The sequence below is a fragment of the Bombilactobacillus sp. ESL1092 genome, from assembly GCF_058107465.1.
This window is the reverse complement of sequence record NZ_CM176594.1, coordinates 390371-403921: the sequence shown is the minus strand read 5'-3', so window position 1 is coordinate 403921 and position 13551 is coordinate 390371. Positions and strand designations below refer to the sequence as shown.

Genomic DNA, 13551 nt, shown 5'->3' with positions numbered 1-13551 from the left:
AAAATAATCTCTATAATAAGTTTGTTAATTTCAGTAAGAGTAGTTGAAGTTTAAATTTGCTAGGACTTGTCAGTAAAAATTTTGCTGTCAGGATAGATACTGCAACTTAGTGGCGAGTAAAGGAGCGGATGACTGAGTGACTAAGCAACAAAAAAAGACGGATTTAGTAATTATTTCCGGAATGAGCGGTGCTGGTAAGACAGTAGCGGTTCAGGCTTTTGAAGACATGGGTTATTTTTGCATTGATAATTTACCACCAGCTTTATTAGGTAAATTTATTCAGCTAGTTCAAGAAGCAGGTAATATGAACAAAATTGCTGTAGTCATTGATTTACGGTCACAGGTTTTTTATGATCAGCTTTTGAGTAGTTTAACGGGACTAGAAGATTACTCAACGATTCAAACAAAAATTTTATTTTTAGATGCGACTAATGAAGAGTTAGTGGCACGTTACAAAGAAACTCGACGCTCACATCCATTGGCTATGGAAGGACGCTTGATTAATGGCATTGTCAAAGAACGCCGTTTATTAAAGCCACTATACCAACGAGCGGCTTTAATCGTTGATACCACTAATTTAACACCGCGCCAATTACGCGCCGAAATTTTTCATCAATTTGATCAACAACAAGTAACGCCGTTTCATATTGTGGTCATGTCCTTTGGCTTTAAGTATGGTGTGCCTATTGATGCAGATGATATGATGGATGTGCGCTTTTTACCAAATCCGTATTATGATCCAGTGATGCGGCAACAAACGGGGCTTCAAAAAAATGTTGCGGCTTATGTTTTTAGCCAAACCGCGGCACAGCAATTTTATCAACAATATTTTACTTTAATGAAAACGATCATTCCCCAATATCAACAAGAAGGCAAAACGATGTTGACAATTGCCATTGGTTGTACTGGTGGCCAGCACCGTTCGGTCGCCATCGCTCAACGATTAGGAGAAGATTTACAACAATTAAATTATGATGTCAAAATTGATCATCGAGATATCAATCGACATAAGGAGTCGGTGAATCGTTCATGAGAGATACTACGAAGACTATCAAGGTTATTAAAGGGCGGAAGCCTAAAATCACGGTAATTGGTGGTGGAACAGGCTTACCTGTTATCCTACACAGTTTACAGCAATTAAATGCTGACATCACAGCCGTAGTGACTGTAGCAGATAATGGTGGCTCCTCCGGAGCTATTCGTAATTATATTAATGTGGTTCCCCCAGGAGATATTCGTAATGTGTTAGTTTCTTTGTCTAATTGGGAGCAATTACCGTTAGACGTTTTTCAATATCGCTTTAATAGTGATGATTCTTTTTTGGCGGGGCATGCGATTGGCAATTTGGTGATTGCGGCTTTATCAGAAATGTATCAAAATGATATTTTTGATGCAGTGCAACAGTTGGCCAAAATGATGGAGGTGGAAGGACACGTCTTTCCAGTATCTAATTCACCACTGACTTTGCATGCTGAATTTACAGATGGTACGCAATTAGCTGGTGAACACGAAATTACTTACGCAGGTAAAAATATTCAACGCGTCTGGGTGAGTGATACCAATAATCCCAAGCAAAAGCCCGCGGCAGTTTTGCCGGTCTTAGCAGCTATTATGCAGGCCGATGTGATTGTGTTAGGACCGGGAAGTTTATTTACGAGTATTTTACCGAATTTAATGATTAGTAATGTGCAGCAGGCTTTGCAACAAACTTCAGCAGAAGTGGTTTATATTTGTAATATTATGACGCAGATTGGCGAAACTGTTAATTTTACAGATGCAGATCATGTGCGGGTGTTGAATCGTCATTTGGGCGGGCACTATATTAACACCGTGTTAGTTAATGGTAAGCCAGTTCCGAGTGATTATATGGATCATGAAAAATACAATGAATATTTGGCGCAAGTTAAGTCGGATTTTGCAGGCTTACGGCAACAAGGCTGTCGTGTCATTACGGATGATTATTTATCGTTGCATGATGGCGGTGCCTTTCATGATGGTGATAAAGTGGCGCGAGAATTGTTAAACTTGGCTTTTCAAGCGGGCACTAGAAAACAATAAAAATGAGTTTTGTATGTAAAAAAGGTGGTATGTCTGATGGCTTCTTATGCCAGCACTGTCAAAAAAGAATTAACTAGTCTAGAAGTTCATCCAGAGCATGCGCGGGCCGAATTATCGGCTTTAATTCGAATGAATGGCAGTTTATCGTTAGTTGATCATCATTTTATTTTGGATGTTCAAACAGAAAATCCCGCGATTGCGCGGCGGATTTACGCGTTATTGCAACAGTTGTATACCGTGGAGGCGGATCTAGTGGTTCGTCGCAAAATGAAATTGAAAAAGAATAATCAGTATATTGTACGCTTGCGCCGGCAGGTGCAGCCTATTTTAGCCGATTTACGTATTGTAGAAGTTAACGGCTTTCAAATTCGGACTGATATCCCAGCAGATGTGCTGAATTCCAAACAACGCGCACGGTCCTATTTGCGGGGAGCCTTTTTAGCGGGGGGAAGTGTCAATAATCCGGAAACTTCTAGTTATCATTTAGAAATTTATTCCTTATATGAAGATCAGAATCAGGGAATTTTGCAATTGATGAATCAATTTAACTTGCATGCGCGGGCGACGGCTCGGCGCAGTGGTTATATTGTTTACCTGAAAGAAGCTGAAAAAATTTCGGACTTTTTACGGGTGATTGGCGCCACGTCAGCAATGTTAAAGTTTGAAGATATTCGCATTGTGCGCGATATGCGGAACTCGGTTAATCGTTTAGTCAACTGTGAAAATGCCAATATTAATAAAACAATTAAGGCGGCGAGTCAGCAAGTTGAAAATATTAAATTTTGGCAAGATAATTTTGGCTTAGAAACGTTACCCCCGAAGCTTAAGGAAATTGCGGAATTACGTTTAGCTAATCCGGAGATGTCTCTAACCGAATTAGGACAGCTAGTACCCAGTGGCTCAATTTCTAAGTCTGGAATTAATCACCGCTTACGCAAACTTAATGATTTGATTAAAAGTAAAAGAACTGCTGGATTAGAAGTTTAAGGAGATAAATTAATGCGTGTTTTAGTGGTAGGAGCTCATGGTCAAATTGGACGATTAGTAGTTCAACAATTACAGTCAGAACCACAAATTCAGGTTGTGGCGGGTCTAAGACAGTCTGCGCAAATCGCTGCTTATCAGGCTCAAAGTGTGGCCACGCAATTCATTGATTTGGCCGGTGAGTTAAATCAACTGGTGCAAGCAACCCAAAATATTGATGCAGTGGTGTTTGCCGCGGGTTCTGGTGGCAAAACTGGGGCAGATCAAACCATGATGATTGACTTAGATGGGGCGATTAAAATGATTCAAGCTGCTCAGTTAGCGCAGACCCAACGTTTCGTGATGGTTAGTGCTCTCCAAGCTGACAATCGTGGATTATGGTCTTATCAACGGCAGGAGTTATCAACGGGAAATTATTATTACGCTGCTAAATATTATGCTGATCAATGGCTACTGCACAGCGGCTTGAATTATACGATTATTCGCCCGGCAGTTTTAACTAATGCTGTTGGGCAAGGACGTATCCAACTAGCATCACGGTTGAGTTTACAAACTGATGCGGGCTTGCGCTCTATTGCCCGCGCTGATGTAGCGGCAACTATTGTGGCTTGTTTAAAAAATCCGCTCACGATTAAGCAAGCATTTGACCTCAGTAGTGGGGAACAACCAATTGAGCAAGCAATTGCCAGTTTTTAAGTAAAATTATTAATTGAAAAATTACAGCTAGGATCAAAGCTGTCTAACCATTAGACACTAGAGGTCCTAGCTTTTTTAGTAATTTAAGCCAGTAATTGTGATAAAAAATATTGCAAAAAAGTTTGAAATTGATTAAGTGTTAGCTTATTTTATGGTTCAATTAAAAATATTTTGTATTTTAAGTAATACTTTCGTTTTTGAATTTGTTCACATATGTTATTATTAAACTAAAATAAAGTTTTTGTGTATTTTTTAATTAATGAATTGAAGGGATAATTTTTGAAAAAAGACAAATTAATTTATTTAATTCAAGCAGAAATCAGTAGCCTTAACCAAAGTATCAATGAAAATAATCTATCAACTATTGTGGTGCGGATGCAGGAACAATTAAATATTTTATCAGCCATTGATAAAGCTACTTTTTTGGATGCTGACGTGCCTCTATCGGCACGGGATTTGCCAGCAGAATTATCAGCTGGCGGTCCTAAAGCACAGGAGGTTACGGGATATTTTAAGCAATTATTACGCGGAGGAATGCTTGATCTAACTCAACCTGTTCCAGTTCCGGAAGCAGTTGTCCGGCAATTAAATTTACGTTCAGGAGATCTTGTCCGCGCCACTTTGACATCAGAAACTGTTAATGTGCAAAACACTGTAGAATCACCATATCAGTTTGAAGTTTTGGATCGTAGTCGTGAAGTCGCGTTGGCTGTGCGAGAAGTTAAGTCGCAATTATTAGTGCAACAGCAATCTGATTCTGATCAATTGTATATTGAATTTAATGATGATTCTGGAACGCAAAAGATTATTTTATTAACTGATGAAGATATTGAACCTTTTCAATTGGCAGCAGGAGATGTGGTTGATTATGCCCACGAAATTAATAATCCAGCATCTGGCAAAATCATTTGGAAATATTCAAATACTGAAAATATCACTAGGCCCGTGCTCGAAGCGACCACTGCTAAACATAAACGGCGCAAGTTTAAGCCCCTTTTTAAGGGATTAAAGATTTTAACTATTGGTAGTAAATTGGCGGAAACGAAAGATACAATTACTTTAAGAGCTGGCGATTATCGCTCCTTAACTGGTCAGGAAGCACCGCAAGTTTTAGCAGAGCAGATTCAGGATGCAGATTTAATTGTGGTCTTTAATAAGAATCTTAGTTCCACTGAATTAAAAACTGTGCGGCAAATTTGTAAAGAATATCAGAAAGTGACGACTTATACCAAAGATTTAACCGGAACGCCCTTAGCCACCCGATTATCATTAATGAAAAAGCAGCTGAATAAATAAAGTTGAGATATTTTTTGGCTTTAAATAATTAAAATCTAATCAAATGATTATAAATAGATTAAAATGATTTTGATTATGGGCGAAAAGTAAGCGTTAATAAAATATTGCTGACTAATTTAATTCTTGGACTATAATATCAGTTATAAGGGAGGTATTTATTATGTTGAAGAATTTATCAGATACAGAATTACAAAAAGTTACCGGTGGTGCACAAGCTTCTACAATGGCAACGGTAGTTGCACCAAATGAACCACTTCATGAATGGATATGGCACTTAATTCACAAACATGGATAATAGATGATTTTTGTTAATTTATGGGTTGATATTTTTGATAATTTTTTTATCTTATATTTGGTGTTAAATCTTATTCATTACTTTAATCGTAAATATCATTTGTACTTTATTCTTACGGATCTATTAGTAGCATTCTTTTGGGGGTGTATTGGTAGTGAAGTAGGTAATTTGTATTTTTTATTATGGCTAATTTCTTCTATATCTTTTTCATTTATTAAATATAAAAAGTTGGATTATTTTAGCTATACTATTAAGACTGTATCTATTGTCCTTTTAATTTTTATCAGTATTTTTGTACAATTTATATTTAGAATATCTAATGTTTACAATCTTTATAATAATGTTGGGGTGGTATTTTGGGCTAACTTTATTACCTTAATTTTAATAGTTTGCTTTATAAGCATAGATGCTTTTTATAAATTTAAAATAACAAATTTTTTATTTTATTTTAAAACTATGGATTTATCTAAGTACTTGTTTATTTTTATTTTTACGCTGTTTCTTATTGTAGAAGCTATTTTAGTTACTAGTGATAAAGTTAAATCCACTTATACTGCATTATCATTAATTTTGTTATTATTTGTGGTCTTTGCGACATGGACAATAGTTTACGCTTGGCTATTTTTTAAGGCTTATGTAGCGCGGCAACAGGCCGAGCAAAGGGTTAGAGAAGATCGCCAACTGCGTGCAGATTTATCTAGTATTGAACAGCAATATTCAGAGTTACGCAAATTTAAGCATGACTACCAAAATATGTTATTGGGTTTAGAAGGTTTTGTCAAAAATGGTAATAATCAACAATTAACTGATTATTATCAAGAGCTACTAAAGCAACAACCGATTAAGCAAGATTTGAAGCAGATGACCATTGCGAATATTGATTATTTAAAAAATGATCCAATTCGTGGCTTGGTTATCCAAAAGTTTTTAACAGCTCAACATGCCGGCGTTCAATTACGGCTTGAATTAACTCAAGAAATTCGATTACAACAAGTTAATATTTTGACAGTTGTTAGAGTTCTGGGAATTTTGTTAGATAATGCGATTGAACAAGCACAAAAAGAAAAAGATCAAGTTGTTGGCTGTTCGTTTGTGGCATCTACTGGTCAAGTCGAGATTGTGGTTGATAATGCAGCATCGAATATTAAAAATGTGCATCAATTATTTGAATCCGGGTATACAACGAAAGCTGCTCATCAAGGTGTGGGATTAACTAATGTCCGGCAGTTAATTAGAGATGATGAACAACTTTGGTTAGATACGCAACTAGGTGAGAACCACTTATGTATTACATTAATAATTACAGAGGAGGGATAGTGATGCTCCCAGTATATTTGCTTGAAGATAATCAAGAACAGCAAATACAGTACGCTAAGATTATTCGTAGTGCAATTAGTGATAATCATATGGACATGGAGTTGATTTGTCAGACACTATCGCCACTGGAATTATTATCAATGGCTCAAGAAAGCGATAGCAATTACGGCTTGTTTTTCTTAGATATGGAAATTAATAACAATACGCATGCTGGTCTGCAATTGGCGGTAGAAATTCGTCACTTATTACCACAAGCTAAGATTGTTTTTATTTCTATCCATGATGAATTAGCCGTGATGACTATTGAACGGCGAGTAGCACCATTAGATTTTATTGATAAAGATCATGGCTTGGATAGCGTTGAAACCAAAATACGTGAAGATTTACATTTAGCCATTGTGGACTATCAAGCGATAGAACAACCACAACAGCGAATGTTTTCTTACCGAATTGGTAGTCGTTATTTCACGGTTCCGTTAGATCAGGTATTATATCTGACGACGGCAGAAGTTGCTGCTGGTCATGTCTTGTTGCATACCAAAACGCGGGAAACTGAATTTTTAGGTAGTTTGAATAATTTGGCACATCGTTATCAAGAGCTGTTTCGGAGTGATAAGAGTTATTTAGTCAATTTGCAACAACCTTGTAAGTATGATAACAAAACTAAACAATTAAGGTTTCAAGATGGTAGTAGCGCATATGTTTCTTTGCGTCGGGCGCGAGAATTGATTAAATATTTGCGTTAATTAGTGAAGAATTGCAGTAATAAAAAATGTTCGTGTAATCTGTTAAGATTTGCGAACATTTTTTGTGTAATTATTGCTTAATTACAATGATCTACTAAAATAAAAGTTATTAAATTGGAAAGGGTGAAGTTAGATGTTCTGGCCTTGGTTACATTTAATTGTCGTACTAATTTTAATAATTGCAGTCATTAGTGGTTTACGAAAAAATGGGCAACATCCCAAATTATGGGCAATGATTGCGCGGCTAGGTTATTTAGTATTGTTAATCAGTGGAGTAGTCATGTTACCTTATCCGTGGCATGAACATCCATTATTAACAATTATCAAACTTTTGGCAGCGTTGGTCTTAATCGGAATTATTGAAATGGCTTTTGCGAAAAAGCAGCAACATAAATTAACTAGTAACTGGTTATGGCTGATGCTATTGGGAGCTGTCATTGTCATTACCTTAGGCTTTTGGCTCACTAGTGGTTTTCCATTATTTTAAAAAGTGAGGATTATTTTGTATGAAAGTAACTAGAAGTAGCCAACGAAATGTACGGCACATTGCAGTTTTAGTTGGTTATTTTTTATTGTATTCGTTGGCGCAAACGCCTATTGCTATCCCCTTATTGCAACGACAAGTGTCAAGCTTAGAATTGATCCTACTGCTTGTCTTATTGTTCATCTTGATGGGAGCATTGATTGCTGCATTGTGGAATAAATACCGCCACTTACCAGCTTTGCGAACAACTTGGCCACCTGTCAAACATGCGGGGCTTACTTTTGTCGGCTTATTTATTATAATGTTCTTGATTGGTCTTTTAAGTAATTTGTTTCCGACCTCTGCTAATCAACAAGAACTGGATTTATTGGCTAAAAAATCGCCAATTATGTTGAACTTGTTTACGATTATTTTTGGTCCCATTATCGAAGAATTCATTTTTCGTGGATTATTTTTTAAATATTTTTTTCCAAAGTTAAAAAATAATGGACAAACGGTCTTAGCAATTGTTTTGTCAGGTGCAATTTTTGGATTGATGCATGCTCCGGCTTTTAGTTTAGTAGTCATTCCCTATATTTTAGCTGGTTGTTTGTTAGCAACCACGTATGTTTTGTATCAAGGCGATATGCGCTATAACATTGCTTTACATTTTTTGAATAATTTAATTGCATCATTGTAAGGAGAATCATATGAAAATTTTACCAATTGGCTCAGTAGTAACCTTAAAGGGTGATCAGGAAACGCCCTTAATGATCGTGAACCGTGCAGCACTGTTTGAAGAAAAGAAAAATCAAATTGGTTATTTTGATTATTCGGGTGTTTTGTATCCCAATGGTGTCGATGAAACCGAAGATTTTTGTTTTTTTAATCAAGAAGATATCAAAGAGGTACTTTTTGAAGGGTATCGTAACCAAGAAGAACAAGAATTTGCTCAGCAATACGATCAATTGGTGGCGCAAAGTGGCTATCCTAAGTTAAAGAGTACGTTATAGTTATGACGGCAATTGAGCAGCAGAAGGCGCAGTTACGTCAAGAACTTTTAAAACGGCGGGCGCAGCTATCACCGAGCTATCGTAAACAAGCAACCAAAGTTATCACGAACTTGTTAATTAATTTGCCACAGTTTCAAATGAGTCACACGATTTTTACTTATTGGTCCGTGGGTTCAGAATTGGCGACGCAGCCTTTGGTTAAGGTGGCGCAAAGTGAGCAGAAGGTGATAGCCTTACCGCGAGTTTATGCACAACATCGGATGCAAGCGCAACTGTTTCAAGGACAACGAGCACTACAAAAAAGTTCTTTAGGAGTTTTAGAGCCACCAATCACAGCGCCTATTATTGCTCCAGCAGAATTAGATTTAGTGATTGTACCGTGTTTAACTTGCTCCTTAGTGGGCAAACGTTTGGGTTATGGTGGCGGTTATTATGATCGTTATTTACAACAACAGTCGTTAACAGCAACGACAGTGGCATTATGCTTTGCGCAGTTGCAAAGCGCACAAGTACCAGTAACGTCGCTAGATTATCCTGTTGATTTTGTGATTACTGAACAAGGTGTTGGTAAAGTGATTGAATAAAAAAACACGGCCATAAGGTCGTGTTTTTTGTAATGATTAATTTGCCCAATTATTTATTTGAATTGTTAGTCATAATATCATCAATTAAGCCATAATCTTTAGCTTCTTGAGCGGTTAAATAGTTATCACGTTCAGTATCGCGTTCAATGGTTTTGATATCTTGGCCAGAATTATCTGCTAAGATTTTATTTAAACGTTTGCGGGTCTTTAAAATCTCTTCAGCCACAATTTCAATTTCGGTTTGTTGACCTTGAGCGCCGCCAGAAGGTTGGTGAATTAAGACCGTGGAGTTTGGTAAAGCAAAGCGTTTGCCCTTAGCACCAGAAGATAATAAGACACTAGCCATTGAAGCAGCCATTCCCATAGCAATGGTTTGCACATCGGCTTTGACAAAATTCATAGTATCCATAATTGCTAAGCCGGCGGTTACAGAGCCACCAGGAGAGTTGATGTACATATAAATATCTTTTTCAGAATCTTGAGCATCCAAGAATAACAGTTGGGCAATGACCGTATTAGCTAAATCATCAGTAACTTCGCCCGATAACATAATGATGCGGTCTTTTAATAAACGAGAATAAATATCGTAGGCACGTTCACCACGTGAATTTTGTTCAATAACTGTAGGAACTAACATAAAAAAGCCTCCTATTGCTTATTAGCACTCTATACATTACTCTGCTAATTTATCATATATTTAAAAAAAGTCAACTCTCATGACTTCATTTTCAGATTGCTTAATAGTAATAAATTGATTATTAAAAAAAGGACTCTAAGAGTCCTTCATGTGCGAACTTGAAAAAAGTTCTGATTGAATATCTTAATACCGATTGATCAATTCAACAAATGCATCAACAATGGATTGTAAGAATTGCTTTGTATTGTCATTATTAACTTGACCATTGTCATCTAAGTAATTCATTACATTGCCTAGGTAAGCTTCAGGCTGTTGCAAAGTTGGCATGTTTAAGAAGACTAATGATTGGCGTAAGTGGTGATTAGCACCAAAAGCACCAGGGGCACCAGGTGAAACACTAACAACTGCAGCAGGCTTCTTATCCCAAACGCTTTGTCCATAAGGACGAGAACCGACATCAAGGGCGTTCTTTAAAACAGCGGGCGTGCTGCGGTTATATTCTGGGGTAACGAATAAAATAGCATCCATGTCTTTAACATCATTACGGAAACGGCTGTAACTAGCTGGCTCTTCTAATTCACCATCTTCAAAATCTTGGTTGAAGATTGGCAAGTCACTGATATCGATTAATTGTGCATCGTAGCCTTCAGGAAACATTTCTTTCATTGCATTAGCGATTGCCTTGGAAAAAGATTGCTTACGTAAACTACCGACGATAACTCCAATTTTTTTAGTCATAATTTTTCCTCCCAAATTTTATTACAAGAACATAGTATACATAACATTATTGGAAAAGAAAGTTTTTTGCTTCAAGAAAAAGAACGATTAGATACCATTGCAAAGCTAAAAATACCGTCATTAATGGATTTGTCCACCATTTTTAGTACTTGAAATTTATTTTCCAAAATCATTTGAAACTAATCAATAGATTTAAGTAGTAAGCACCCAAAATGAAACTTATCATTTTACTATGAGGTAAGATCTGCAGTTAAAGTGTTGAAAATAATTAATAAAAAATCTATTTAGGTATTGCCAAATGTTCTTTCATCGTGTAATATATTTCATGTATTGCGCCGCTAGTGTAATGGATAGCACACAAGATTCCGGTTCTTGGGATCTGGGTTCGACTCCCAGGTGGCGCATAGTTGGTGGTTCATTACAATTTTGTGATGAACCATTTTTTTCTGTAAAAAAGTGGTTTTGTTTATTGCAAATTAAAAATTAAGTTGTTATAATCTTGTTGTGAGTTGGAAATGTTACTCACATATATTTTTTGATTGGATGGGTCTTAATATGCCACACAGGGACAAAATTAGTCCCACGGCAAATGCATCGTCAGTCAACGATGAACTTGGTTGGATCGAAGCCATTGCACCAGATTTTTTAAGTACCCTGCGAAAGCGTTATCGAATTTTGCAGGAAATTCGCTGGATGCAACCAATTGGTCGGCGGATCTTGGCAAGTGAGTTGGATCTTTCAGAACGAGTTTTGCGGCGGGAAACAGATTTGTTTAAAACTAGTGGCTTAATTAGCTCCTCTAAATCAGGGATGATGTTAACCGAAAAAGGCGAAGAGATTGTTGCTCACCTCGATGTGGTTATTGGTAAGTTAAATGATACTTCCGTTATTGCAACGCGTTTAGCTTCCTTTTTAGGAATTGAACAAGTTATAATCATACCGGGTGATAGTGAACATCATCGACGGGTCTTGGAACTAATGGGTCAAGAGTTAAATCAGATGATGGATCATTTTTTGCCTAGCGGACGTTCAACCATCGCGGTAATGGGTGGTACAACAATGGCTGCTGTGGCGCAGGCATTGACTCCTAAGTTGTCACAGGAACGGAATTTATTGTTTGTACCTGCCCGTGGTGGTTTGGGCGAAGGAGTTTCAATTCAGGCCAATACGGTCTGTGCTGAAATGGCACATCATGCTAAGGGACATTATCGTGCACTCTATGTTCCTGAAGATATCAGTGCTAAAAGTGTGGCCCCTTTACTGGAAGAACCTGTAGTTAAGTCGGTTTTGGATTTGATTAACCAAAGCGATGTGGTAATTCACAGTATTGGTCGTGCCAAAACTATGGCCAATCGGCGCAACATGTCGTCGAAAGAAATTGAGTTATTGGAAAACAAACAAGCTGTTTCAGAAGCTTTTGGTGTTTTTCTGGATGCTCAAGGTAACGTCGTTTATAAGATACCGAAAATTGGTTTACAGGTTTCGGATCTAATTAATGTTTCACATGTGCTAGCAATTGCTGGTGGTGCTAGTAAAGCTGCCGCAATTTGCTCATATATGAAAATTGCTCCTCAGCAGACGGTTTTAATTACTGATGAGGCAGCCTCAGAAGCGATTTTAAGGGATAAAAACCTTTAAAATAAAATATTTTATTTTTCCTGAAGGAGGAAATCTTACATGACTACAAAAGTAGGTATTAATGGTTTCGGACGCATTGGACGTTTAGCTTTACGTCGTATTTATGAAGTTGCAAATGATGACTTGGAAGTTGTTGCAATTAACGACTTGACATCACCAGATATGTTGGCTCATTTATTAAAGTATGATACAGCTCATGGTAACTTCAAACATGAAGTTTCAGCTACTGATGATGCAATCGTAATCGATGGTAAGAAGATTCCTGTTTACGCAGAATCAGATGCCCGCAACATTCCTTGGGTTAAGAATGACGGTGTTGAATTAGTACTTGAAAGTACTGGTTTCTACACATCAAAAGAAAAGTCACAAGCTCATATTGATGCCGGTGCTAAGAAAGTTTTGATTTCTGCTCCTGCTGGTGATTTAAAGACTGTTGTTTATGGTGTAAATGACGACACAATCACTAAAGATGATCAAATTATTTCTGCTGCTTCATGTACTACAAACTGCTTGGCACCACTTGCTAAAGCAATGAACGATGCTTTTGGTATCCAAACTGGTACAATGACAACAATCCATGCTTACACAGCTACTCAAAAGTTACAAGATGGTCCTGATCGTGGTGGTAACAAGCGTAATGCCCGTGCTGCTGCTCAAAACATCATTACTCACTCAACAGGTGCTGCTAAAGCTATTGGTTTAGTTATTCCTGAATTAAAGGGTAAGCTTGATGGCCATGCACAACGTGTGCCAGTTATTACAGGTTCTTTAACTGAATTAGTTGCTATCTTGGATAAGAAAGTTACAGCTGATGAAATTAATGATGCTATGAAGAAAGCTACTGATGGTAACGAATCATTTGGTTACAATGGTGACGAAATTGTTTCTTCCGATATCATTGGTACAGAATTTGGTTCTGTCTTTGATCCAACTCAAACACAAGTTGTTGAAGGTTCAAACGGCGAACAAATCGTTAAGACTGTTGCTTGGTATGATAATGAATCAGGCTTTACAGCTCAAATGATCCGTACTTTGCAAAAATTTGCAAGTATGTTGTAATACCTTAGCTCATAGTAGATGAATTAC

General features: G+C 37.2%; 16 protein-coding genes and 1 tRNA gene. 15 read left to right on the top strand and 2 right to left on the bottom strand.

The window, feature by feature from the left end:
• Positions 1-136: 136 nt before the first annotated feature.
• The 12 genes from rapZ (at position 137) to AC3B6Y_RS01990 (ending at position 9452) form a co-directional block, all read left to right on the top strand.
• Positions 137-1033, top strand: coding sequence for an RNase adapter RapZ (gene rapZ / locus AC3B6Y_RS02045; RefSeq protein WP_489769622.1), 897 nt, complete (start codon positions 137-139; stop codon positions 1031-1033).
• Positions 1030-2058, top strand: coding sequence for a gluconeogenesis factor YvcK family protein (locus AC3B6Y_RS02040; protein WP_489758272.1), 1029 nt, complete (start codon positions 1030-1032; stop codon positions 2056-2058). Before rapZ ends, AC3B6Y_RS02040 begins: the two co-directional genes overlap by 4 nt.
• A gap of 36 nt (positions 2059-2094) precedes the next feature.
• Positions 2095-3045 (top strand): DNA-binding protein WhiA, encoded by a 951-nt coding sequence (gene whiA / locus AC3B6Y_RS02035; protein ID WP_489758273.1) that lies wholly within the window; start codon positions 2095-2097, stop codon positions 3043-3045.
• Between the two features lie 12 nt (positions 3046-3057).
• The gene (locus AC3B6Y_RS02030; RefSeq protein ID WP_489791227.1) at positions 3058-3738 is read left to right on the top strand and encodes an SDR family oxidoreductase; all 681 of its coding nucleotides are present in this window, start codon (positions 3058-3060) and stop codon (positions 3736-3738) included.
• 279 nt (positions 3739-4017) lie between these two features.
• On the top strand, positions 4018-5034 hold the full coding sequence (locus AC3B6Y_RS02025; RefSeq protein ID WP_489791226.1) for a hypothetical protein: 1017 nt from the start codon (positions 4018-4020) through the stop codon (positions 5032-5034).
• 160 nt (positions 5035-5194) lie between these two features.
• Complete coding sequence (locus tag AC3B6Y_RS02020) at positions 5195-5329, top strand: bacteriocin (RefSeq protein WP_489769626.1); 135 nt, start codon at positions 5195-5197, stop codon at positions 5327-5329.
• 456 nt (positions 5330-5785) lie between these two features.
• Positions 5786-6646: a sensor histidine kinase gene (locus tag AC3B6Y_RS02015; RefSeq protein WP_489791225.1), complete on the top strand. Its 861-nt coding sequence runs from the start codon at positions 5786-5788 to the stop codon at positions 6644-6646.
• 2 nt (positions 6647-6648) lie between these two features.
• Positions 6649-7392 (top strand): response regulator transcription factor, encoded by a 744-nt coding sequence (locus AC3B6Y_RS02010; protein WP_489769628.1) that lies wholly within the window; start codon positions 6649-6651, stop codon positions 7390-7392.
• A gap of 133 nt (positions 7393-7525) precedes the next feature.
• Positions 7526-7879, top strand: coding sequence for a YisL family protein (locus AC3B6Y_RS02005; protein ID WP_489758279.1), 354 nt, complete (start codon positions 7526-7528; stop codon positions 7877-7879).
• A 19-nt stretch (positions 7880-7898) separates the two neighbouring features.
• Positions 7899-8555, top strand: coding sequence for a CPBP family intramembrane glutamic endopeptidase (locus AC3B6Y_RS02000; protein WP_489769629.1), 657 nt, complete (start codon positions 7899-7901; stop codon positions 8553-8555).
• 10 nt (positions 8556-8565) lie between these two features.
• Positions 8566-8868 (top strand): DUF4176 domain-containing protein, encoded by a 303-nt coding sequence (locus AC3B6Y_RS01995; protein ID WP_489769630.1) that lies wholly within the window; start codon positions 8566-8568, stop codon positions 8866-8868.
• Between the two features lie 2 nt (positions 8869-8870).
• A complete protein-coding gene (locus AC3B6Y_RS01990; protein WP_489791224.1) occupies positions 8871-9452 on the top strand; it encodes a 5-formyltetrahydrofolate cyclo-ligase in 582 nt (193 codons plus the stop codon).
• A 49-nt stretch (positions 9453-9501) separates the two neighbouring features.
• On the opposite strand, the gene clpP is transcribed toward AC3B6Y_RS01990, so the two are convergent.
• Both clpP and AC3B6Y_RS01980 read right to left on the bottom strand, forming a co-directional pair.
• On the bottom strand, positions 9502-10089 hold the full coding sequence (gene clpP / locus AC3B6Y_RS01985) for an ATP-dependent Clp endopeptidase proteolytic subunit ClpP (RefSeq protein ID WP_489791223.1): 588 nt from the start codon (positions 10087-10089) through the stop codon (positions 9502-9504).
• Positions 10090-10272: 183 nt separating this feature from the next.
• Positions 10273-10827 carry an NADPH-dependent FMN reductase gene (locus tag AC3B6Y_RS01980; protein WP_489790254.1) on the bottom strand — a complete coding sequence of 185 codons (555 nt, stop codon included), beginning with the start codon at positions 10825-10827 and terminating at the stop codon, positions 10273-10275.
• Between the two features lie 332 nt (positions 10828-11159).
• Between AC3B6Y_RS01980 and AC3B6Y_RS01975 the strand changes: the two genes are divergently transcribed.
• From AC3B6Y_RS01975 to gap, 3 genes are all read left to right on the top strand, one after another.
• A tRNA-Arg gene (locus tag AC3B6Y_RS01975) sits at positions 11160-11231 on the top strand.
• Between the two features lie 151 nt (positions 11232-11382).
• Positions 11383-12465 carry a sugar-binding transcriptional regulator gene (locus tag AC3B6Y_RS01970; RefSeq protein WP_489769633.1) on the top strand — a complete coding sequence of 361 codons (1083 nt, stop codon included), beginning with the start codon at positions 11383-11385 and terminating at the stop codon, positions 12463-12465.
• Positions 12466-12504: 39 nt separating this feature from the next.
• Entirely contained in the window at positions 12505-13524 is a 1020-nt protein-coding gene (gap, locus tag AC3B6Y_RS01965; RefSeq protein ID WP_489758286.1) for a type I glyceraldehyde-3-phosphate dehydrogenase, read from the top strand.
• Positions 13525-13551: the final 27 nt, after the last annotated feature.